This window comes from uncultured Veillonella sp., from assembly GCF_963534045.1.
In the GTDB taxonomy this organism is placed as follows: Bacteria; Bacillota; Negativicutes; order Veillonellales; family Veillonellaceae; genus Veillonella.
Genome location: NZ_CAUSQT010000030.1, coordinates 1 through 22188 on the forward strand (window position 1 = coordinate 1; position 22188 = coordinate 22188).

General features: G+C 39.7%; 22 protein-coding genes. 7 read left to right on the top strand and 15 right to left on the bottom strand.

Annotated elements, in window-relative coordinates; translation table 11 throughout:
* Nucleotides 1-325, bottom strand: a 325-nt coding sequence (locus RYP29_RS06235) for an NUDIX domain-containing protein (protein WP_311532655.1), incomplete at its 3' end; no start/stop codon positions are given.
* A 109-nt stretch (nucleotides 326-434) separates the two neighbouring features.
* Here RYP29_RS06235 and RYP29_RS06240 point away from each other — a divergent pair.
* The 3 genes from RYP29_RS06240 (at nucleotide 435) to RYP29_RS06250 (ending at nucleotide 2362) form a co-directional block, all read left to right on the top strand.
* Nucleotides 435-1205, top strand: a complete 771-nt coding sequence (locus tag RYP29_RS06240) for a DUF4931 domain-containing protein (protein WP_227068347.1) — start codon at nucleotides 435-437, stop codon at nucleotides 1203-1205.
* A 51-nt stretch (nucleotides 1206-1256) separates the two neighbouring features.
* Nucleotides 1257-2066 carry a metallophosphoesterase gene (locus RYP29_RS06245; RefSeq protein ID WP_311532656.1) on the top strand — a complete coding sequence of 270 codons (810 nt, stop codon included), beginning with the start codon at nucleotides 1257-1259 and terminating at the stop codon, nucleotides 2064-2066.
* A gap of 65 nt (nucleotides 2067-2131) precedes the next feature.
* A complete protein-coding gene (locus RYP29_RS06250; RefSeq protein ID WP_005378024.1) occupies nucleotides 2132-2362 on the top strand; it encodes a hypothetical protein in 231 nt (76 codons plus the stop codon).
* Between the two features lie 13 nt (nucleotides 2363-2375).
* Here RYP29_RS06250 and RYP29_RS06255 read toward each other — a convergent pair whose 3' ends face one another.
* The 10 genes from RYP29_RS06255 to crcB form a co-directional block, all read right to left on the bottom strand.
* Entirely contained in the window at nucleotides 2376-2768 is a 393-nt protein-coding gene (locus RYP29_RS06255) for a hypothetical protein (RefSeq protein ID WP_311532657.1), read from the bottom strand.
* Between the two features lie 1126 nt (nucleotides 2769-3894).
* Nucleotides 3895-4164, bottom strand: coding sequence for a hypothetical protein (locus RYP29_RS06260; protein ID WP_311532658.1), 270 nt, complete (start codon nucleotides 4162-4164; stop codon nucleotides 3895-3897).
* 337 nt (nucleotides 4165-4501) lie between these two features.
* The gene (locus tag RYP29_RS06265) at nucleotides 4502-4678 is read right to left on the bottom strand and encodes a hypothetical protein (RefSeq protein ID WP_311532659.1); all 177 of its coding nucleotides are present in this window, start codon (nucleotides 4676-4678) and stop codon (nucleotides 4502-4504) included.
* A 135-nt stretch (nucleotides 4679-4813) separates the two neighbouring features.
* Nucleotides 4814-4927: a hemagglutinin repeat-containing protein gene (locus tag RYP29_RS06270; RefSeq protein WP_311532668.1), complete on the bottom strand. Its 114-nt coding sequence runs from the start codon at nucleotides 4925-4927 to the stop codon at nucleotides 4814-4816.
* A complete protein-coding gene (locus tag RYP29_RS06275; protein WP_311532660.1) occupies nucleotides 4923-5123 on the bottom strand; it encodes a hypothetical protein in 201 nt (66 codons plus the stop codon). The genes RYP29_RS06270 and RYP29_RS06275 overlap by 5 nt, the downstream gene beginning before the upstream one ends.
* 256 nt (nucleotides 5124-5379) lie before the next feature.
* The gene (locus RYP29_RS06280; RefSeq protein ID WP_311532661.1) at nucleotides 5380-6252 is read right to left on the bottom strand and encodes a hypothetical protein; all 873 of its coding nucleotides are present in this window, start codon (nucleotides 6250-6252) and stop codon (nucleotides 5380-5382) included.
* 33 nt (nucleotides 6253-6285) lie between these two features.
* Nucleotides 6286-6630, bottom strand: coding sequence for a hypothetical protein (locus tag RYP29_RS06285; protein ID WP_311532662.1), 345 nt, complete (start codon nucleotides 6628-6630; stop codon nucleotides 6286-6288).
* 140 nt (nucleotides 6631-6770) lie between these two features.
* On the bottom strand, nucleotides 6771-7199 hold the full coding sequence (locus tag RYP29_RS06290; RefSeq protein WP_311532663.1) for a hypothetical protein: 429 nt from the start codon (nucleotides 7197-7199) through the stop codon (nucleotides 6771-6773).
* Nucleotides 7200-7669: 470 nt separating this feature from the next.
* On the bottom strand, nucleotides 7670-8644 hold the full coding sequence (locus RYP29_RS06295) for a molybdopterin-binding protein (protein ID WP_311532664.1): 975 nt from the start codon (nucleotides 8642-8644) through the stop codon (nucleotides 7670-7672).
* A 99-nt stretch (nucleotides 8645-8743) separates the two neighbouring features.
* On the bottom strand, nucleotides 8744-9121 hold the full coding sequence (crcB, locus tag RYP29_RS06300) for a fluoride efflux transporter CrcB (RefSeq protein ID WP_016476374.1): 378 nt from the start codon (nucleotides 9119-9121) through the stop codon (nucleotides 8744-8746).
* Between the two features lie 134 nt (nucleotides 9122-9255).
* Between crcB and RYP29_RS06305 the strand changes: the two genes are divergently transcribed.
* A complete protein-coding gene (locus tag RYP29_RS06305; RefSeq protein WP_005381103.1) occupies nucleotides 9256-9639 on the top strand; it encodes a helix-turn-helix domain-containing protein in 384 nt (127 codons plus the stop codon).
* Nucleotides 9640-9868: 229 nt separating this feature from the next.
* On the opposite strand, the gene RYP29_RS06310 is transcribed toward RYP29_RS06305, so the two are convergent.
* Nucleotides 9869-10591 carry a GntR family transcriptional regulator gene (locus RYP29_RS06310; RefSeq protein WP_038123004.1) on the bottom strand — a complete coding sequence of 241 codons (723 nt, stop codon included), beginning with the start codon at nucleotides 10589-10591 and terminating at the stop codon, nucleotides 9869-9871.
* A 201-nt stretch (nucleotides 10592-10792) separates the two neighbouring features.
* Here RYP29_RS06310 and RYP29_RS06315 point away from each other — a divergent pair, with 201 nt between their 5' ends.
* On the top strand, nucleotides 10793-11713 hold the full coding sequence (locus RYP29_RS06315) for a diacylglycerol kinase family protein (protein WP_005378125.1): 921 nt from the start codon (nucleotides 10793-10795) through the stop codon (nucleotides 11711-11713).
* A gap of 75 nt (nucleotides 11714-11788) precedes the next feature.
* Here RYP29_RS06315 and addA read toward each other — a convergent pair whose 3' ends face one another.
* Together addA and RYP29_RS06325 are read right to left on the bottom strand one after the other, a co-directional pair.
* Nucleotides 11789-15610, bottom strand: a complete 3822-nt coding sequence (addA, locus tag RYP29_RS06320; protein ID WP_311532665.1) for a helicase-exonuclease AddAB subunit AddA — start codon at nucleotides 15608-15610, stop codon at nucleotides 11789-11791.
* Nucleotides 15600-19130, bottom strand: coding sequence for a PD-(D/E)XK nuclease family protein (locus tag RYP29_RS06325; RefSeq protein ID WP_311532666.1), 3531 nt, complete (start codon nucleotides 19128-19130; stop codon nucleotides 15600-15602). The genes addA and RYP29_RS06325 overlap by 11 nt, the downstream gene beginning before the upstream one ends.
* Before the next feature lie 289 nt (nucleotides 19131-19419).
* Here RYP29_RS06325 and RYP29_RS06330 point away from each other — a divergent pair, with 289 nt between their 5' ends.
* Nucleotides 19420-20415, top strand: coding sequence for a hypothetical protein (locus tag RYP29_RS06330; protein ID WP_156931754.1), 996 nt, complete (start codon nucleotides 19420-19422; stop codon nucleotides 20413-20415).
* 79 nt (nucleotides 20416-20494) lie between these two features.
* Here the strand turns inward: RYP29_RS06330 and RYP29_RS06335 are convergent, their stop codons facing one another.
* Nucleotides 20495-21043 (bottom strand): GDSL-type esterase/lipase family protein, encoded by a 549-nt coding sequence (locus tag RYP29_RS06335; RefSeq protein WP_311532667.1) that lies wholly within the window; start codon nucleotides 21041-21043, stop codon nucleotides 20495-20497.
* Nucleotides 21044-21173: 130 nt separating this feature from the next.
* Between RYP29_RS06335 and RYP29_RS06340 the strand changes: the two genes are divergently transcribed.
* Nucleotides 21174-22085, top strand: a complete 912-nt coding sequence (locus tag RYP29_RS06340) for a hypothetical protein (protein WP_016476368.1) — start codon at nucleotides 21174-21176, stop codon at nucleotides 22083-22085.
* Nucleotides 22086-22188: the final 103 nt, after the last annotated feature.

Here is a 22188-nt window from a genome sequence, read left to right on the forward strand (position 1 = left end):
ATGTAAACCAATGCGGTTCCATCTCGTCTGATTCAATGGGGTTTACATCGGTAACACGCACAAAATATACATAGCCCACATGGGTTAAACTTTCATCATAGGGAAACTGAAAGTCGAAAAGGGCTACGCATTCTAGATCAGACGCATCAACGCGTATGCCCGATTCCTCATATAGTTCGCGCACGGCGCATTGGCGAAAGCTTTCACCAGCATTGATTTTACCACCAAAGCCATTATATTTATCGGCACCAAAGCCACGTTTCTTGCGGCCCAGCAAAATTCTATATTGTTCATCTATGGGAAATACCAAGGTTGTCGGTTTCATAAGACCTCCTATAATTTGGTAAAGATTATTAATATATTATACCATTATTTCATGTGTAATACTGTCATTTATGGTATGATTAAAGGTATGAGATGAAAGGAGGCGCACCATGAACGAACCACTTATATTTGACATTGCACTAGGACGTACAAAGCCTGTAAATATGCGTGACGCAAGTGTGCGCTGTCCATTCTGCGACCGGTCAAATTTAACAGATATTCTGGCTCAAGATGGTCATATCATATGGCTCATGAATAAATACCCAGTTCTCAAGGATACATGGCCTACGGTTATTATCGAAACAGAAGGCGATCAAGGGGAATTATCTACCCTCTCTCTCGACGAAGCAACACGTATTATTCAATTTGGCATGGATAAATGGCATGAAACAATTAGCACCAAAGAATTTGAATCTGTTCTCTTCTTTAAAAACCACGGTCCTATGTCCGGCGGTTCCATACGCCATCCGCACAGCCAAATTATAGGCTTACGCAACTACGATTATCACGAGGACATTACGGTCAAGAACATGAATGGTTGGCTGTTACACGAAGATCAGGATATCCGCATCACCTTATCCAAACACCCTATTATTGGATTCTTTGAATACAATTTGCGGTATAAACCTGATGCGCCTGTCCGCTCCATCGCCATGCGCTTACAACAGACCATACGCTATGTGCTAGATAGCTTAGCAAAATTCTCTCAATCGTACAACTATTTCTTCTATCAACTAGAAGATGGTTACGAATATATCAAGGTGATTCCGCGCTATATCACAACGCCGCTCTACGTGGGTTATAAAATTCCACAAACGTGCAATGATGAACGAGCTGCGAAAATTTTACAGAATATTACACCCTATTTTGAATTGAAATAAGAACCCTCTGCTACGAGTTCCGTAGGTTAGAGGACTCTAGTAAGGACATATATGAACATTTACGCCATTGGAGACCTTCATCTATCGGGTAATCCACCTACGAAGCCGATGAATATATTCGGTCCCCACTGGGACAATCATTGGCAACGTATAAAAGAACATTGGCTATCCACCGTCACCGATGAGGACATTATCTTTCTCGTAGGCGACATGAGCTGGGCTTTGCGCCTCGATGAAGCACTCTACGACCTCAAAGAAATCGCCAGCCTTCCGGGCCAAAAATTTATGATTCGCGGTAACCACGATTATTGGTGGTCCTCTGCCAACAAAATGAAAAATGCCATGGGCGATGCTATTACCTTTTTACAAGGTCACGGTACGGCCCGTATCATCAATCTCACCACTCAGGTTAATGCTTTAACTGGTGAAAGCCAGTCCACCGAACAGCAATGCATCTTAGCCTTTGGTGGCACCCGCGGATATATTTGTCCTGATGATGCTAGCTTTGAACCGGATACAGATCAGTCTATCTATGACAGAGAAATTTTGCGTACCGAAGCGGCATTGCAGGAAATGGAACACGCCATCCAAGCGTTGAAAAAGGAACACGGTGAAACAGAGAATACCAGCGAAACACTTCCTGTAATGCGGGTTCTCTTACTACATTATCCACCATTTAACGAAAATAACGCCCCATCAGGCTTTACAGACCTCATGGAGCGCTATCATGTAGATATATGTATATTCGGCCATTTACATGACCAGATTTCATTCAAACGGATTCCTTCAACATTTGGAACCACTAAATTAGAACTCGTTTCTGCAGATTATGCAGAATTTAAAATACAAAAGATATTATAATTAAGATTCTTATGTTACATCATATGTGAAACATTGAGATTTATAAGTACAATATAAGGAGCATTATGAGTCGTATTCATAAAGAGCATTTACAAGCAGGCTATATCTTTGGCGATACAATCAATCAAGAATATATCTATTTGCCATCCGGCGAGGTAGGCACAGACCATCCATTGGCGGTCCTCGAAACGCCTACAAAACGAGAGGACCTTACATTGGACGAAGCGGTTCATATGATTGATACGCTAACATTAAAACGGTGTAGCCACCCTACATTAGGTAAAAAATCATTTTAATAGAAAAACCTATTTAAAATAATATTCGTCTAAATGCATAAGCAAACACGAGCATACCAAATAACATAGAAAATATAGCAATAAAACTCCGTTTAAAATATACACTTTCTCTCTTCTGACAAAACCCTGTAAGCATTGTGAAAAAGAAGAAAAACAACCAAATACTGCCATAATTCACTATAAATTTATAATCTTTATCGATTAAAAATTTAAAATTTAATATCCCCAAACTTATAGTAGAAATTATAGATAAATACTTTGTTAGGCTACCAAAAATTCTATGTTTTTTGATATATTCATGTTTTTTATCAATTGGACTCTTACGAATCTCAAGTTTATATAACCCCATAGACAATGTCATAGATACAGAAACAAATATATATCCTAACATTTCAAGCCTACTCATTAACTCTCCACTCTCTTTTATATTACATATTTACATTGTCTAAATTATAACATACTGTATACTTTCAAATATAATTTACTATTATTAAGTACAAAAGAGGCCCCTTCTTGTAGGGGCCTCTCCTCTATGATTTATTGGAAAACTAGATATCATCCTTCCAATCATAGAAACTTGATGAACTATCACATAGGTTCGCAATAATAATTTTCTTACAATTATAATACCTATAGATAAATTAAAAATCTATTGCTAGGATCAGGATTAATATTTATTTACCATTTAAAATAGTACTTTCCTAAACGCATATATACAGACAGCAATGAATATCAACATTGAAAATATGGCAATAAGTCCACGACTAAAATATAAGCTATCTCGTTTTTGAAAATAGCCTGTACACAATGTAATCAGTGTAAAAATAGTCCAAACACTCCCATAGTTTACAATTACTTTATAGTCTCTATCAATTATAATTTTAAGAATTAGTAGTATTAAACTTATAAGAGAAATAATAGATAAATATTTTGTTAAACTACCAAAAACTCTATGTTTTTTTATATATTCATACTCTTCATTAATAGCAGTTTTACGAATTTCAAGTTTATATAAGGCTATACCAGAAATTATAGATGCCAAAATAAACATATTCCCTAATATTATAATCCTGCTCATTTTTTACCTTATCTTTCCACCGACGATACTCGTCTCTCAATTTTTCCTTTTCAAGTTCAGCATTAAATCCATATCTAACACTTCCAAGTATAGCAAATGTATTAACCCACCGCAGAACTTGCGTTGCATCCTTTACACCGTATTTCTTAATTAAAGAGCTATATCCACCCTTGCTATTTGGATATACGGTAACGACTTTTAATTTAAATGTAAGGCTATTTTGCCATAAAAAAACCGTCCTCCTTAACGTTAAGATTTTTAATCTATCATTAAGAGAGCGGTTCGAAGAGATACCTTTTTATGGTAACTAAAATAAGGACTGTATTATACTATTTAAAGAATATATCTTTAAACGCATAAGCAGAGCCTAAAGCACCAAATAATATTGAAACGATAGCAATAATCCCACGTTTATAATATAAACTGTCTCGCTTTTGAAAAAATTCTGTACATATTATAAAAAGCACGAAGAATCCCCACCCCCCCAAAAACGTGACATAAACTCATAATCTTTATAGACTAAAAAGTTAAAGTTTAGTAGCAATATACTTATAATAGCAATTATAGATAAATACTTAGTTAAATTGCCAAAAGCTCTGTGTCTTTTGATGTATTCATACTCTTCATCAGTGACACGTTTACTAATCTCAAGTTTATATAACCCCATAGATAATGATAGAGACATAAAAATCCAAATATATCCTAACATTTCAAGTCTACTCATTTTGCCCCTCCAGTTTTCCAACGTCTATACTCTTCTCTTAACTTATCTTTCTTAAGTTCTGCGTTAAAACTATAGGCAGTATTGAGAACTATAAACCCTCCTCCTGTGATGGCACCAGCAAGCGGATTAACATAACCTGCTCCTAACGTGGCAACAGAGCCAGTCCACCGACTTCCATCAGTACTGCTTTTATCGCACTTTTGATAGAAGATGTAGACTTACTATTAGCAGCAAGACCACCTGTTGGAGTTAATCCAATCTCTTTATAAATCTTATTTAACTCATCTTTACTTTTTAACTTTATATCTCCAAATTTATTGTATTGTACTCTATTCTCTCAAACTGAACATTCAGCCTCATTTTGGATATCTTTCATCTCAAGAGATTTGGTAGTCAATGTATTCTTAGATTTTGGAGCTTCACTTTTAATGACGGCACCTTCTAATGTGGTACCAGTCCCTACATGAATATCATAGCCATCTTCTCCTGCCAGAATGACCTCCTGATGAGTCACGCTTTTCCATTTGCTATCAATACGACCTACACTCGCACTTATACTACCGGTTGGATCCTTAAAATTAGGTTTAGAGGAAACGGAGAAGCCCGCAGACTTACTATGTTCTTTAAAGTTATCTTCATCTTGTAATCTTTACACATGTAAATCACGACCTGTATCAACTTCAACTTTCTTACCTGATACAGTAAAGCCAATCATATTCGTATCTCGCTTTGCTTTAAGTTGTGCTAGTTGTGCTGCTTTAATTGTCGTTGGTACATAACTTTATTGGTGCGTATCGCCATTTTGCCAAACCATATAACCGCTTAGCATTCAATGCATCACTCTTGTAACGAGCCCGCTCAATAAAAGGTATATTTTTGATAACAAACGCATCGATGCGATAATCTGGCACATAAGCATTCGCCGAAACATGGACACTACCATTCTTATGAACACGCATGTTTATTTTCTTTACACGCTTGATTATTAATTCATATTCAATTGTGTCACCATTCTAGGTAATAGACCGAGTTGTTGAAGTATTTTTACCTTTTATTGTATCATAAAGCACTTATAAATTTGTAAAAATCTGGTGATTTTAATATAATTACTTGGATTTTAATCAATACTGATTTTTAATACTGTCGTATAAAAAATGACACCTATCCCCTTTTATGAGAGGTATAGGTGTCATTATAATAAAGAGAAGTCTAAATTCACTCTAGATAGTTCTCTAGCCCCATTTTATGTTCTGGTTTTAAGCTCATACTATCTCGTGCAGTAACTAACTTAACAAATAATTCTTCTATAACTTCCTTATCATCTTTACTAAACTGACTATAATAATCTATAATTATAAGTTTATCTTTTAATTGTTCATCATGATTTCGTTCTTTGATTAATTCATTAACACTAAACTCTTTTGTTTTACTAGAAACCGTTTCATTGATAAAATTATAATCCAATAAGTCATTAGAATAGTACTTCCATACTCTACCAGTTTCTAAATCTATCTTTGTAATGCTTCCAAAATCAACATTATAAAATATATTTTTAGAAATTTTATACTTATCAATTCTCGATAATTTAGATCCTGTAGCTAAATTATAAATTCCACGAGTTTCGAAAGAGAAAAAGTATGGAAATCTAATTATATTCCCTTCCTCTATAGGAATTCTCTCCCTAAAGTCAGCATAAAATTTACTTTTCCAAACTTCCTGTTCCGAATCAGAAAAACGACTAAATTCTGGATATACATTAGTAATGTCATTTATTTTGATTTCATTAGGTGGCTCTTTATGTAATATAAATACATGATCGTTATTTAATTCATTATATACACCAATACCATTTGTAGTTATATAATATATTTTCCCTCGTACTTCATCAAAACCAAGAACATTAGAAGCAATTATATTAGTTGGCTCTTTATAATATATTATACCTCCCCTCAGATCCAAATAGTGGATAAATGGGTGCAAAAAATTTGTAGTAAAGAAAAGCCAACTACCAAAAATAATACCTACTACTATTAAACAAGAGAGAACTATTCTCTCAAGCCATTTTTTTGAATTTTTTCCTATCCGCATGAAAGCTCATCCAATCAATACCATTTTGAATTACTAACTTTTAACTTGAATCACATACTCTTCATTTCTCCCTCTATATTTATTATAGATTGTAACATGTCTTCCACCTTCAGTTAAAAGTTCATTGATTTTATTTATCACAGTATTAACACTTGGTTTTATACCTTTACTACCATCAAGCTTTATAGTTGCAATACTAGGCGCTGTTTTTATATAACGATTTCCAATTCGTCTTGCATTTTTATTCTCTAGTTCAAACTTTTCTATAGGTATTGCTTCAATATTAAATGGAATTCTAATTTGATGTTTTTTAATACACCTATCTCCATACCTCTCACGCCTATATCGTTTAACTACTACTGTAGCATAAAAATTCAAAGCAACTAGTTTAGGTTACTCGGAATAAAAAGTCTAACTTTTTGGGGGCACTACATAGTTGACTGACTCCAATTTTATATTCCCATAAGGAAAAGGTCTATCAAAGATAAAATAGTAAAGATTTAATAAAATACGTTTAATCATTCAAGGTCTATATAACTAAACTTAGACTGTATTAGATTCTCTTCCTCCTTCTTTGTGGAAATTATAAAATCAACAGCAATCAAATCAATACACATTACAGGCATAACTATTTTAGCTTTAACACCATTTAGTACTGGACTTACCCATTTCTTATTATGAGTCATCTCTCCATCTGTTTTTACAACACATGGTTCAACACTAATATCTTGAATATCATATTCATGATTACGATATTCATGAAATTTCATTGATTTATTCTTAAATAAAATGTCACTTTTAATATTAACCTCTATACAGTTAATAAATCTAATTTCACAGGATTCTGACAATAATATGACTGTATTACCAAAATCTTTAATATCTAATGAATATGGCATTTCATCCCATAAATCTAATATATCAATTCTTTTTTGAAGTTCCATCATTTTTATCCTCTTTAATTCTTATATGTGATTCAGGATCACGACGTCCAACAGCTTTCCAGTCACTATCTAATGATTTACCATTATTATCCTTTATATGTAATTTTACTTCATCACAATAACTAGCCCAGATATAGACGGTCCACTATTATGTGGATCCTTTTTATTAGGTGAATTATCCTCGTTTATATTGGAGATATCATTACTACTAGAAATCTTATCTAATTGATGTAACGTATTCTCTGTATTGGCGTTAATGGTTTTAGTGTCAATTTCTTTACCCTCTACAGTCAGTATACCATCTGAGATTGCAGATTGAGTAGTAGAGTTTGTAGTAGTATGATAACGCAAAAGGACTGTAGCGAAATACGATTTTACCGCATTTCGCTACAGTCCCTTTTTAGGTATATTTCTTATTTTATTTAGGTATACACACTTCTATTACAAAGATAAAATCTATCTTTAAATCTATTTTATCCCAAGAACCCTCCATGACCTAGTGCAATACAGTCTTCTTTTGTAATCTCATCATCTGCAATGAGGCGAGGCACGATTTCATCAAAGGCTGTTGGTTTGCTAAACAATACGCCACCTGGTACACCTAAAATTGGCGTGCCATCAGCACAGTAAGCAATGCAAACCATAGAGCCTGGCAAGACAGGAAGTCCATATGTTACAACGTAGTCAGCATAGCGTTTAATAGCGCCCGGTGTCAAATCATCTGGATCTACGCTCATGCCGCCGGTACAGAATATGATGTCTGCGCCCGCCGCTTTTACCTTATCGATGGCTGACACAATGTCGTCTGTGTTATCTGTTACGATTTCATGGGCGATTTTTTTCACCCCAAATTCTGCGCACCGCTCCTCGATAATAGGTGTGAAAGCATCTTTAATGCGTCCTTCAAATACCTCAGAACCTGTTGTAACGATGCCCATTGTTTTGCGCACAAATGGCTTAATAGTTAAGATAGGTCCACCTATTTTTTGAGCTGCTGTTACTTGTTGTTCTTCTAGCAATAAAGGAATACAACGCATACCAGCGATTTTATCTTCCGCTTTCACCGGTGTATTATTCAATTTTGTAACGATGGTCAATTCGCCGATGCTATTGATAGCGTATAGTTTATCTACATCCACCTTGAGTAGGCCATCCACATCGGCAATGGCCTCAATTTTGCCTTGTGCCATAGGACCATCGTGCATATGGTCACCCTTTGCGATAGCATACAAGGCACGGGCCACGTCTTCTTCGTGGAGAAACCCTTCATCTTCTGGCTCCATTACATAAATATGTTCTTTACCAAGATCGAGTAATTTTGGCACATCTGCTTCTGTAATCACATGCCCCCGGCGGAATGGTGTGTCTTTCACCTCGCCAATGACGATGCGTACAATATCGTGTACCAAGGCATGTCCTACTGCATCTTGTACTTTTATTTCTTTCATAATCTAACCTTTCAATATATATTCTATTTCATGCATATCAAACGTAATATATAGTAATACATTTACTATATCATATGAACGATAGCTGCTAATATGCATTTACGCACATACAAGTTTAGCAATCCACATACCGATGGCACAAAGGGCTAAACCGCCGAGGATTTGCACCGCCCCATAGAATAGAACATCTGTAACATCACCAGATGTTAAGAGCTGTAAAAGCTCAAAGGCAAATGTAGAAAATGTGGTAAAGGCACCCAGTCCACCAACGACTAAGAAGAACCGAACCCATTGAGGCCAGTCGGGTCTACAAAGATAGGCACCTAAGATGATACCGATGATTAAACATCCGATTAAATTAACCGTAATGGTGCCAAAAGGATAAGGTCCTAACCGCGCCATTACCCATTCCCCTACCACTGTTCGCGCTAGTGCACCAAGAGCACCGCCGCAGGCGATAGCTATATATTTTTCCATAATAGATCTCCATAAAATTAACGACTCGTGTAATTATCATATATACATAATAATTATCACATATTACGTATTAGTCAACAATGTATTTACTAAGTATACTAAAAGCACAAGGTAGGGATCGGAAAGGAGGTCTTATGAAGGATCCTACACTTACAATGCCAGCCTACCGACGGAATCATTATCAAGACCCAAAATTTCAGCAACAGTATATGTGCTTGGGTCACAAAATCTCTACCCTGCGAACGTCGATGGGCATTTCACAACGACAATTGGCCGATGTCGTGGGCATTAGTCGCAGCTATTTGAGTAAATTAGAATGTGGATACGGAATATCAGGCGTATCCATCGAGGTAGTATTTAAAATTGCTTATTGCCTCAATGTTTCTACCAGTCAATTGCTACATCTTCGTACGCAAGACTATAAATCCTGTAATAGACATCTTTCAAAACATTATGAAAGAGTCGAATTTTTCCGACTAGCACACCAGCGCTTTTTGGAACTAAAAAAACGTCTCTAATCAATAGACCTCATATGAATAGAGACAAAATTAATTCTTTATTACACTCTCTTCTATTCAATTAAAGCAACATTATATAACCTTTCAAAAATTAGATTAACAAGATAAAGTAATTCCTACTTAACACGTACAACATATATAAAAGATAAACCCCTTACAACATCTTATATATGACTTTGCAAAACAAAGGACCCTATCTAGGGTCCTTTTTACTATGTCTATGTAGTTTTTATACTTCGTTCAAATTCTTGTCTTGTAATTCCGCATTAGCCCGTTTAAAGATAAATGCATTATTGATATGCTTGCGCATCGCATTTTCTGCGGCCACTTCGTCGTGACGTTCAATGGCATCTACGATGTGATCATGTTCATCGTCACAATCGTGTGTGCGCACTGCATTGAAAGAACTCAAATACATATCGCGATTTACGCGTTCACGGAAATCGGCTAAGTAATCAACAACGCGATCATTACCAGAGAATTGAGCGATCATGCTGTGGAATCGGCTATTAACCTCTACGCGTGCCGTAGCGTCCTCAATAGCATGCATTTCCTTGCATAATTCCTTAAGCTCTGCCACTTGTTCCGGCGTAGCGTGACGAGCACACAAACGCGCCCCCAAACCTTCCATAACCTCGCGACATTGATATAGCGCTACGATTTCTTCTGGTGTATCCGCCTTAACAGTAACACCCTTCCATGGCACGATAACAACAAGGTTATCTTTTGCTAATTTTCTGAAAGCTTCGCGAACTGGCGTTGCACTGACTTTGAGCTGTTCTGCGATCTTAACTTCATTTAGTTTTTCTTGCGGTAATAGCTCCCCTGTTAAAATAGCCTGTTTCAAGGTCACATAAACTTGTTCACTTAAAGGCAATCGTTCAATTGAATCTACAGCGGAAAAATGATACACATCTTTTGGTTCTTTTGTACCCTTCACGTCTTTTGTCATATTTCTAGCCTTAGGTCCCCTCTAATGTTTACACGCTTTCATACTTTCAATGAACGCCTAAAATGAGTATAATAGAATGTAAGCATTTTTATATACGAACACATGTATATATAATAATTGTATACCCTATAATTATAAGTCCCGTACATATGACTGTCAATTTCAAGATAGTCACAGTTAAAAAGTGAGGAAGTTACCCCTATGAGTCGTTGTTTGGTTATCATTAACCCTGTATCTGGCGGCGGTGCAGCACGCCGATACGCCCTTGATTTACAGTGGAAATTGAGCACCCTTTTTGACACAATTGAAGTTAAATTTACCACCGGTGCCGACGATGCAACCCGTTTTGCAAAGGCCGCTTGTGAAGATGGTTTTGACGCCGTTTTCTGCATGGGTGGCGATGGTACTGTTAATGAAACGGTAAATGGTATTGCTCAAGGCGGTTTCAAGGCAACCTTTGGCTTTATTCCGGTAGGAACCGTCAACGATATGTCTCGTGCTCTCGGCATTCCACAACGACCATTAGAGGCAATTCGTCGCCTCGATATCAACCAAGTTCGCTCCATCGATATTGGTCGCTGCAATGATAAATACTTCTGTAATAATATTGCAGCCGGTGTCATTCCAAAGGTTATCGAAGAGGTAACGCCAAAGGAAAAGCGCATCTTAGGTCCATTGGCCTACTTCTTGCGCGCCGGTCAAGCCCTCTTCACTACAAAGGACTATACATACCGCATTCAAACGGAAGATGATGATTTCATTTGCAAATCACCACTTGTATTAGCCCTACTCACCAACGTAGTGTCTAGTTTTGAACGCTTTATGCCAGAGGCTTCCGTAGACGATGGGTATATGCGCCTCGTTATTTTTAAGGAATACTTTATCCTCGACATCTTCAAGGTTCTACCTCTTATCCTAAGTGGCGCCATCTATAACTCTAGCAATACAACGACATTAACAGTCAAAAAAGCTCATATCGAATTATTGAGCAATATAGATAATTTACCAACCAACATGGATGGTGACGCAGGTCCTTATATGCCTGTAGACCTTGAGGTATTACCACGGGTCCTCAAAGTATTTGCACCGACAAAACATCAAAAGAAAAAACCGCTTCTCTAAGCGATACGAACCCCCTTTGCTGGCAAACCAGTAAAGGGGGTTCGTATTATGCTAAGTCGATTGTCTTATATAGGCTTACAATAGAACCGCTTCATGTAAGCGGAAGCTATAAATATAACTTGCTTTCACAGGCATATTTGTCAATCGTTCTAGGGCCTCTTTGTAGAGGTCCATTTGTATTTTATAGCGACGAATGAGCTCATCGCCACTCTTAACGCGGTCCGTCTTATAGTCCACGAGGACCCATTGATCATCTTCTACAAAAGCGGTATCGATAATACCTTGTAAAAATAGGCGTTCCCCGTTTTCTACACCAGGATATACCCGATTGCCGTCAAAGAGCATGCTAAACGGCAATTCTCGTTCCACTCGTTTTGATGCAATGAGACGCTGGCCAAGATCAGAGTTAAAGAATCCATATAAGCTACGATCACTTAATAGACTGCGTTCCTCATCACTAAATTTACCTTCTGCTTGCAATGAATCGAGCATATCTGTCATGGATTTTTGTGTATACTTTTTAACAGGTAGCCATTGCATCGCTTCATGCATCAATGTGCCCCATTGCGCACCCGTTACGACCTCATCAGCTGCTGCAATAGCCAGTGGTTTACGACCAAATACGGAATCGGCTAGCTCCGGTCCACTAATAGTAGGAATGCTTGTATCTAATATGGCATTCTCACCAGTCGTATCCTCAGTTATATCAAAGGATATTACTGGTTTCTGTTGCATTGATACATCTGTAGCCGATACAGCCTCCGCATCACGTTCGGCAAATCGTCGTTTCAATTCACTAACAGAAATCTTAGCCGTCGTCTTGGCGGCTACAGGATTTGGATAGGTGAAAGCAAAGCGCTGTACGATTTCCTCTGGCAATGCTACATCATTCACCTTACCTAATACGCGAACCGTATTGATGGTCGTTTCATCCACATCAGCCTTATAATCTAAATCTCCATAAAGAGAACCATCATGAATCTCTACCTTTACCTGACATTGACGGTCCAGCAAGTCAAAGTTTGTTTCTCCTTCGAGTTCAATGATATTACGAAGTGGTGCACCCCCATCTAGATGACGAGCGAAGGCGATGAGTAGCCAATGCAAATAGGAATTACCAGCTTTGATTAGATCGGCACCTAATGCTTGGGTCTGCGTCAAGGCTGCATGTTTTATATGAGCGCCAACGCCCTTTTCCTTTTTGATTTCTTTGTTAATATATCCGGTCAAGAATAGTTTATCCCGTGCCCGTGTCAATGCAACGTAAAGGATACGCTGTTCTTCGGCTTTCATAGCATCCGATTTGATGGATTTACAATAGAGCCACGGCATGGACGGATAGGATACGCGAATGTCTGGGTAATAGCCCTTTAATCCGATACCGCCATTTTTATCGACCAATAATGGTGAATTGAAGTCCATGGTATTGAATTTCTTTTGTACACCAGACAGGAATACAACAGGGAATTCAAGGCCCTTACTTTTGTGGATGGTCATAAGGCGCACTACGTCATCTGCTTCGGTAACTACATTGGCAACGGCCATATCTTGATTGCTATCGCGTAAGCTTTCAACAAAGCGAAGGAACCTAAAGAGCCCTCGGAATCCGGAGGATTCAAATCCCTTAGCCCGTTCATAGAGGGCCATCACATTGGCGCGACGCACGAGGCCATTCGGCATGGCGCCTACGTAGTTCACGTAATCTAATGTTTCGTAAATATCCCACAACAAATCAGCTACACCATGACGGCGAGATAATGTACGCCAACGCTCGATATGAGCGATGAATTGGAGCAAACGTTCATCTTGAGCCTGTTCTGCATAGAGAGGCATAACAGACCATAAAGAGCCGTCCCCGGTAAGGCGCAATGCACCGAGTTCATTGGCATCAAGGCCTACGAGCCCTGAATGCAATACGGCGGCCATCGGCAAATCCTGCTCTGGATTGTCGATGATTTGTAACAAGGATAAGAGCAATTGGATTTCTTGCGCTTCAAAATAGCCATCTCGTTCATTAACAACGGCTGGAATACCGGCTTGGCGCATAGCTGCTACGGCCCGTGTACCCCACCCAGCAAGGGACCTACGCAATACGGCAAAGTCACGCCATTGAATTTGGCGGAACGAGCCATCCGCATTTTGCACCTGTTTCTTCGAGGCGTGCAATTCCTTGATTTTTTGAATGATAAAATCCAGTTCTCGCTCATTGTTCTCCGGTTCATCGCCTGCGGTTTCGGAATCACCATCGGTTTCGTCAGAACGATTCGTATCGCTCGTATCCAAGAGATGTAATTCTACAGCGCCGCCCACCCAATCGGATGGCGCATTCTCTACGATACGGCCCGGTATAAGCGATTCTTTTTCTCCATAATCAAGCTCCGCTGCCTCTTGGGTCATAATTTGGTAGAAAATAAAATTCGTAGTAGTCAAAATATTTTCGTGAGATCGGAAATTCTTAGCCAAATCAATGCGGCGCTCAACGGCATCATTCATGAGCCCATACGTATTATACTTGTTCATAAATAACGAACTATCCGCCATACGGAAACTATAAATGGCCTGCTTCACATCGCCTACATAGAAACGGTTATCCACCCGAGAAATGAGGTTGATAATAGTTTCTTGAACACCATTCGTATCTTGGTATTCGTCTACCATGATTTCTTTGAACGTATCTTGTAACTCAAGGGCCACTTCGGATGGTTGTGGATCATCTTCTGTGCCTGGTTCCACAAGAAGTGCCAAGCAGAGATGTTCCAAATCGCTAAAGTCCATGATGCCTTGCTCTTTTTTAGCCTCGTCATAGGCTTTGTGAAAGGCGATAGTCAATTCTACAAGGTTATGAATGAGCGGATATTGGTCTTTAAATTGCTGTTGTAGAACGGATTCATCAATATGGAATAGACCGTTTTTCATACCCTTTAAGCTATCCTTGTTTTGAGAGCCTAGCGATTTAAATTCGTCTGCTAACGCACCATCGACTTCGCCCTTTTCTAAGGCTTTGCCAAGGCTTGTAAAACTTGCTTTTGTAAAGGTATCTAAGTTACGGCATACGTCGACCATATCGGACCAAGTCTGTGCCCCTTTTAATTGGGCTAATGCGGCTAATTGTTCTTGGTACACCTTGTCCCATTTCTTAGGTCCTACAAGACTTTCAAGTAAAGGTTCCATCTGTTTGATGCGGTTTGCAATGCGATCGATTTCGGCCTGTTGGTCGTCCCACATAGCACGGCCCCATAAGGTATCTCGTAAATCCTGCTCTTGAGCGGCCTTATATGGTTCTACGGCATGGCGCATCCACCCGTCAGGATTCGATTGAGACATGGCGAATTCATAGAGGCTGAGCACCTTATCTTGCAATCCTGCATCAGATTTATCATCACTAAAGAAATCAGATAGGTCAAAAATACCATACGTATTATGTTCATAAGCCTCTTTCAAAAGGTTCTCTAACACTTCTTGTTTTAAGAGGGCCATTTCCGCTTCGTTGCCGATGCGGGCCGTCGGAGGTATATCGAGTTTATAAAAATAAGAGCGAATCACCCACTGACAGAAGGAGTGCAATGTCGAAATATGTGCCGATGGCAATAGATTAAGCTGTCGCTCTAGGCGCGCTTGTAACGCTTTATTATCGGTAGATTCCATGGCCTTAGCTAAGGCGACGCCAATACGAGCGCTCATTTCAGCGGCAGAAGCCTTCGTAAAGGTAACAACCATCAGTTCTTGTACGGATAAAGGATTCTCCATATCTTTTAACCGCGTAATAATACGCTCTACAAGAACCGCCGTTTTGCCAGAACCAGCAGCAGCGGCGACAAGCAAGGTTTGGGCCCCTAAATTACTATCCTTCGGGGACATGATGGCAGATTCCTGCTCCGGTGTCCATTTAACGCCCATTGTCGTCACCTCCTGTCATAGAACTATCGGTATTAGAACTTTCACAAAAATCAGCGTTAGCCTCAGTCTGTCCAGATGAACCATTGAGGGCATCGCGCATTTTTTCAAGAGCGTTCGCCTCATTTAGAGCGCTCAAATAATTGTATTGATTGCGCTCATTATCAAAGCGACACACCGTCTTGTAATCGCAGTAGGAACAAGGAATGGCCTTATTCAACTGATAGGGAGCAATGGGGAATTCTCCCTTACCGATGGCAGAGCCGGTGTCCGCCATAATCGATTCCGTATAGCGGCACATAATATCAAAGTCGCCAGAGGATTTAACAATTTTCATATCCCCAGAATGAATGGATCCCTTTCCCGTAATACGAACGGGCACATAAGGGCCCTTGCTCTTATAGGTGAGCAAATTTTTATCCATCTTTTCCAACATGTCGATATCATCTGTAAAATACCCCTTATTATTAAGGGCCCCATTTGTATCCGCCAAGGCTTTGGCCTCTTCATAGGACACAGGCTCACCCGCTGGCGTTCGTGGATTTTTTACATATGTATACACCACAGCGGCCGGTGTCATCGGTTGATCATGGTGTTTCTTATAAGCCGATTCTAATGCCAACAGATAGGTCATCAATTGTAATTTTAAACCGTAATAGATTTCTTGTGCATTAACCGATGTACTACCCGATTTATAGTCGATAACCATGCCGTACGTATGACCATCACGATTATATTCATCAATACGGTCAATTTGCCCTACTAAACGTAAATAGCGGTCATCTCCAAGGGATACCTTAATAGAGTCCCATCCATTGGGACGTCCAAAGTCCTGTTCTAAATACATCGTATCAAAGGAGGACCGGCTAGACCAATCAACAAGGCGCGATACCGTTTTCTGTAATGTTCTCACAACGCGCTCTTCAATAGCCTTATCATAGGCTGTCTTTTCATCCTCATCATAACGTTTTTCTTCTAATATATCCGCTGCTACGCGAGCACATAATTCTTGTTGCGCCGTTTCATCCAAATCACGCCATTGCTTATGCTCGGATAATAGTTGCGTTCCCAACCGCTCCAAATTGGCATGTAAAAAGGTACCAATTTCAGGAGCCCCAAAGGAACGAACCTTGCGAGGCTCTAATTTCAAGCCATATTGAGCATAGAATTTAAACGGACATTGACGATATTTTTCAAGACGCGTTACCGACCCAGACATATAGCCCCGTTTGAGGAACAGACCAGTTACTAACTCCGGCGCAATAATAGGTACATCATTATTGTCGCGAATACCACGGCTCACGTCCTCTAAGCGTGGTCTGTAGGCCCCATCATGGCGAGCCCAGTTATAGAGTCCCCACCATAATGGTGACACAGGTACTCCGCTAAACAAAGCGCCCCAACGTTCAGATAATAGAGATAGACTTTGGTATGGACGCCATAAGTATTCATCTTCTGTACCGTCTTGAATGGTGAAAGGAACCTCTATAGGGGACGTACAGAAACCGAGGGATTGTAATCGTTTAATGACGAGGGAACTTTCAAGTCCTTCCCCTTCATCATTGGAACCTGCATAGGATATGGTTAAATGCTGCTCGGCCCGCGTCATCGCTAAATAGAGAAGGAAATTTTCATTAAATGCCTTCGGCAAGGCGCCTTCCGCAAGAACGATGCCCGCCTCAGCCAATGCTTCCCGTTCTCTATCCTTGATCAAACCTTCATCGCCCATGTTTTGTGGGAACACACCTTGATTAAGACCCATCACATAGACTCGAGGCCACGATTGGCTGTACGCCCGTTCTATGGTTGTAATCGCTACGTGATCGAGGGACGGAGGAATCATGGAGTAATGAACATTGTCGAGGGCCTCTTCTAAGAGGGCTATCATTTCATCTAACGTCAATGTTTCCGTATCGGTGAGGACCATCATTTCATCGAGGAATCCGATGACCGCATTGTACATTTGCTCGTGACTGGCCTTGGATTCTAAATCGCCATCTCGTTCAGCCTCTAAGGACCATTCATAGAGGCGTTGAGGCACTTGTAATTCTTCGAGGATTCTGTAGATATGTTTACACCATTCCGCCCCTGTATGCGCATCGCTAGACGTAGCAAAATCAAACCAAGGTATCAAAATATCCATGATAGCCTGTCTCGATGCATTCACATGCGCATGTCTCGGTGCATCCGGTTGTTCTTCGTCTGAAAGCCCCGCTACGCGGCGCATATAGGACCAGTTATCTCGTTCCCACTGTAGATGGTCAATACCAAATTCGAGCACGTAGTTTTCTAATTCATCTACGGCCTCGCGAGTAAGAGGTGTCAAATCCGTTTTCAATAAACGGAACATGATGTCACGACTATAACTATGCTTAACGATACCAAGCAAATCCGTCATCAATTCTCCAAGTGGATGATTGTTCATAGGTCGTTGACGGTCTCCAAAATGAGGTATTCCATAGCGGGTAAATACCTTTTCCAACGTATCGCCATAGGTTTCGGATTCACGCAGCATAATACATATATCGCGATAGCGCGCATTAGGGCTGCTTTCAATATAGGAAAGAATATCACGAGCCACCCAATCTGCTTCGCGTTCTCGATTATAGGCGCTTACAAGCGGTATATGTTCAGCCGTAGTATTGCGCTTACCGTGAAAGAAATTTTCCTCTAAAGATTGCAACACAGGTGTCCCTCTATGCCCTGTAAAAGACTGAAAGGACAATTTCGTTCCATATTCCTTATGGAGATTTTCCAAGATTTCAACGGAGCGATTAAAGATGCCATGACGACCTTTATTAGCTAATATACGTTTAGGGTCAGCTGGTAAATCGACGGTGATTACAGATTCTACAGCAAGATCAAAGAGCATATATAACAGCTCAAAGTGAACCGGTGTAAACCAGTGGAATCCATCGACAAAGACATGACAGTTTTCCATCAATGGAGACTGTGGCAATGCATGAACAAGGTCCATGATAGGGTCCCCATCAATTTGCCCATGAAGCTGCAATTCCTCTTCGTAGGCCGACATGCATAGTGCCAATTCCTGTAGCTTTTTCTGTAATACACCATTTGATACGCACTGTGCACCAGATTCTAATTCATCAGGTCCAATGCGAAATGAGCGAAACTCGGAAAATAAACCTTGCAATACCATTGAAAACTCTGGCCGTTTAGCGGCTTGCGACAACAGGCCTAATTCAGCCCCTTTTCGTTTCATCACAAGGCTTAGCAACATGGTTCTACCCAATTGAGATATACTCTGTTGCTGAGCCTTTACATTGCCTATCGATTGATATACCTGATAGGCCAATCGGCCAAAGCCAACAACGCGGACCGTCGTAAAGCCTCCTTGAGGCATAAATTCCGCAAGTTCTCGTTCCACGCGATAGGTGGCTGGCTCTGGAACGAGCAAAATAATAGGGTCACCTGGACATTCGGTGATAACCTGCCGAATGCGTTCATATACGGCACGGGTCTTACCGGAACCAGCGCGACCATAATACATGGTAATACTCATACTACCTCCCACAACAATTCTTATATTTAGTAATTCTGCTTATATTTCATCATCCCTAAAATAAAATATATAGCACGGATAATTTATACGATATATAAATATATATACTATTGTACACCATGGAATATCAAAATTGTATTTGACAAATTCTCATTTTTACCTTATTCTGTTTACAAAAATTAAAAAAGTTAAATTTGTTTATATTTTATTTACATATTGGCATTCATCATGTATAATGAAACCTAGATGAAGTGTTATTTGTAAAAATGTGAGATTAGGAGTCTTTATTATGAATACAAAACGAATTGCAACGGTATTTGCCGTATTGGCAGCAACAACAGTTTCTTTTTCTGCATTTGCCGCATCTATGGATGCAAATGCACGCGCTTATGAACGCGCTGCAGCAGAACAAGCTCAATATGAATACACACCTGTAAACAGTGCACCTGTTGCACAAGCAAGCTATGTAGCAATGCCTCCGCGTCCTAACTATTCCCCATTGCCAGCTGTTCCTTATACAGCAGGTGATATGAGCCAACAAATGCCTGTTTCCAAAGAATTAGGCGACCCAATCTTCGTGGCTCCACAAACAACAGCTGTAGGCATGCAAATCATGGATCCAATTCCAAGTCCTAATGCACCTCTACAACAATCTGTAGATGCTCCAGCTACACTTACTTTCAGCAAAAGCGGTAGCGGTTATGTATCCACATACAGAAATAACCAATTGAACGCATTTGATGTATTGTTGAATGGCCGTTCTTATACATTCGATTTACCAGCTTATACAAATGGTTACCAAGTAAAAACTGCAAGTTCTTACAACCGTGCTGGTAATGGCATCGCTAATGTATTTACAACAAATGTTATTACAGAAGCCATCGTAAACAACACATCCTTACGCGTTACTGTTAACATGACACAACCTACATCCGTAGCTGCATCCAAATTACGCGCTATGCAACAATCTGGCCAAGTAACATTGGGCGAAGTTTCCACATTGTTCGCTTATAATGAAAGCTATGATGGCGTAAAACAAGCGGCTAATTACGATGTATACAACAATAATGGTCGTTTCATCGTTGTAAAATCCGGCGCGGTAACAGTACCAAATGGTGCACAACATCCATATGCAACAGCTATGTTCGCCATCACTGATGATACAGTAGCAGCTGTAACAGTTTCTGGTAACAGTGGTGAAACTTATGAACTTGTGAAAGGCACTGCTTACGCTATCGCAGCTTCTGCACACGCTGCAGCTGACAAAACATCCAAACAAAAATAATTGACCTCCAGTGTACGACGTATGTCGAGCACTACATATAACGAAAAGAGCACATCCTACAGGAACGTGCTCTTTTCTACTATAATCGTGTAAATGTTTCCAATGCCTTATAGGCCATCAAGCGATAGCCTCGCTCATTTGGATGAACCTCTCCGGCAAATACGATTTGACCGATTTGATCGGCTTCATGAAGAACGGTATAAAAATCGATAGTTTGTAAACCATGTTTTCTTGCATATTCTTGTAAACGACGGTTTACGTCCACTACCACATGATTAAGTCCATCCATTTCACTATCGATTTGTGTTTCAAGGCCCAGGATAACATGTCCCTTTTCACCGGCTATGGTAGCGGCTTTAATGAGCTTGTTATATACGTAGTCGCTATCGCGATTTTGCAAAATATCATTTGTACCGCACATAATGCATATATATCGATCCTCCTCATAGGACTTGTCGATACACCAGGATTCTAAATAATTGATTAAACCTTGCACAGATAGTCCATCGATGCCGTGATTTTCCATATGATATGCGGGTAGTGCGGCGCTACATAGCTCAACCCAGCCGAGACCTTCTCTCACATCATATCCACGGGTGATGCTATCTCCAAAACATATTATATTCATAAATTCCTCCCTGTACATTAATTCATCTACATTGTAAAATATATATGTATAAAGTACAATATGTTACTCATTTTCATGTATTCTTAAGTACACCATGGTACACTTTTTTCACATGGAGAGGAGAATTATAATGAAATATTTATTAGCTCTCGTGGGAACCCTATTGTGTACCTCGCAATCGGGATTTGCCATATCACAATATGAAATAGAGCAAAAGCCCACTCAATATCAGCTAGCGTATTCTAGCGATACCGAGCATATGTATGTCGACCTTAGCTCAATTCATACAAAACAGACGGCTTCTAATTATAAAACGGTACAAGCTCGACTATTGAGCTTATACACTAAAAATAACGTAATTGCAGACTATGATACAAACTTCACATTTTATAGACAACAACCTAATGCAACGGTAACGATGACTGCGTGGAAAATATCGAAACCAACATTCTATGCGGAAAATGGGTATCCTATCGATACATTACCGCAACAACGGTTAGCAAAGGATTATGGACAACATGTGGCGGCGCCAAATAGTCCATCACAACGCATTGGGGAATTTATCTATAATACGTCTAAAGAGATGGAAAAGATTACCTATACATATGATAATCCATATATTCCACCTCAAGTATTCCCTCCTGTAGTCGATCAACAGACACGGACCGTATTATTTGGTCTCATGCCTCCTACAGATGCTGTTATTTCTACGCCAATGGATCGTGTTATACCAGCACCTCCAGCACCTCCAACTAATATGCAGCCAAGCTTGCAACCAGGTCATGTAGGCGGACCTAACTCAGATAGCTTAGGTGATCGTGGGCGCTTCTCACCAAATTTAAATGCACTTCAAACGGGTAAATTCCAACCATCTAATCCAAATATTGCTCTTCCAGATCGACAAGGACCTCCTGGCCCTCAAGGTTTTAGAGATACCAAGAATCGTGATAGTCATCGCAACGATGGTAATCGTGACAGCGGCGGTCGTAATGGCGATGGTCGCGGAGATGGTGGCCATGGCGGTGATCAAGGTCCTCATTAATTATTATTTACAAAAACATTTAGAAATACGAAAACCCTCATCATTATCGATGAGGGTTTGTTTTATGGCTTTCACAAGGGAAATTTATTTTTTTAGTCTTACA

What these genes read in the sequence shown, in the direction of transcription:
- RYP29_RS06310 (WP_038123004.1), bottom strand. Translation starts at nt 10,591, where the DNA reads ATGACAAAAGACGTGAAGGGTACAAAAGAACCAAAAGATGTGTATCAT.
- RYP29_RS06335 (WP_311532667.1), bottom strand. Translation starts at nt 21,043, where the DNA reads ATGAATATAATATGTTTTGGAGATAGCATCACCCGTGGATATGATGTG.
- RYP29_RS06250 (WP_005378024.1), top strand. Translation starts at nt 2,132, where the DNA reads ATGAGTCGTATTCATAAAGAGCATTTACAAGCAGGCTATATCTTTGGC.
- addA (WP_311532665.1), bottom strand. Translation starts at nt 15,610, where the DNA reads ATGGGCGTTAAATGGACACCGGAGCAGGAATCTGCCATCATGTCCCCG.
- RYP29_RS06340 (WP_016476368.1), top strand. Translation starts at nt 21,174, where the DNA reads ATGAAATATTTATTAGCTCTCGTGGGAACCCTATTGTGTACCTCGCAA.
- RYP29_RS06305 (WP_005381103.1), top strand. Translation starts at nt 9,256, where the DNA reads ATGAAGGATCCTACACTTACAATGCCAGCCTACCGACGGAATCATTAT.
- RYP29_RS06245 (WP_311532656.1), top strand. Translation starts at nt 1,257, where the DNA reads ATGAACATTTACGCCATTGGAGACCTTCATCTATCGGGTAATCCACCT.
- RYP29_RS06255 (WP_311532657.1), bottom strand. Translation starts at nt 2,768, where the DNA reads ATGAGTAGGCTTGAAATGTTAGGATATATATTTGTTTCTGTATCTATG.
- RYP29_RS06325 (WP_311532666.1), bottom strand. Translation starts at nt 19,130, where the DNA reads ATGAGTATTACCATGTATTATGGTCGCGCTGGTTCCGGTAAGACCCGT.
- RYP29_RS06240 (WP_227068347.1), top strand. Translation starts at nt 435, where the DNA reads ATGAACGAACCACTTATATTTGACATTGCACTAGGACGTACAAAGCCT.
- RYP29_RS06295 (WP_311532664.1), bottom strand. Translation starts at nt 8,644, where the DNA reads ATGAAAGAAATAAAAGTACAAGATGCAGTAGGACATGCCTTGGTACAC.
- crcB (WP_016476374.1), bottom strand. Translation starts at nt 9,121, where the DNA reads ATGGAAAAATATATAGCTATCGCCTGCGGCGGTGCTCTTGGTGCACTA.
- RYP29_RS06315 (WP_005378125.1), top strand. Translation starts at nt 10,793, where the DNA reads ATGAGTCGTTGTTTGGTTATCATTAACCCTGTATCTGGCGGCGGTGCA.
- RYP29_RS06330 (WP_156931754.1), top strand. Translation starts at nt 19,420, where the DNA reads ATGAATACAAAACGAATTGCAACGGTATTTGCCGTATTGGCAGCAACA.
- RYP29_RS06280 (WP_311532661.1), bottom strand. Translation starts at nt 6,252, where the DNA reads ATGCGGATAGGAAAAAATTCAAAAAAATGGCTTGAGAGAATAGTTCTC.
- RYP29_RS06260 (WP_311532658.1), bottom strand. Translation starts at nt 4,164, where the DNA reads ATGAGTAGACTTGAAATGTTAGGATATATTTGGATTTTTATGTCTCTA.
- RYP29_RS06275 (WP_311532660.1), bottom strand. Translation starts at nt 5,123, where the DNA reads ATGCGTGTTCATAAGAATGGTAGTGTCCATGTTTCGGCGAATGCTTAT.
- RYP29_RS06290 (WP_311532663.1), bottom strand. Translation starts at nt 7,199, where the DNA reads ATGATGGAACTTCAAAAAAGAATTGATATATTAGATTTATGGGATGAA.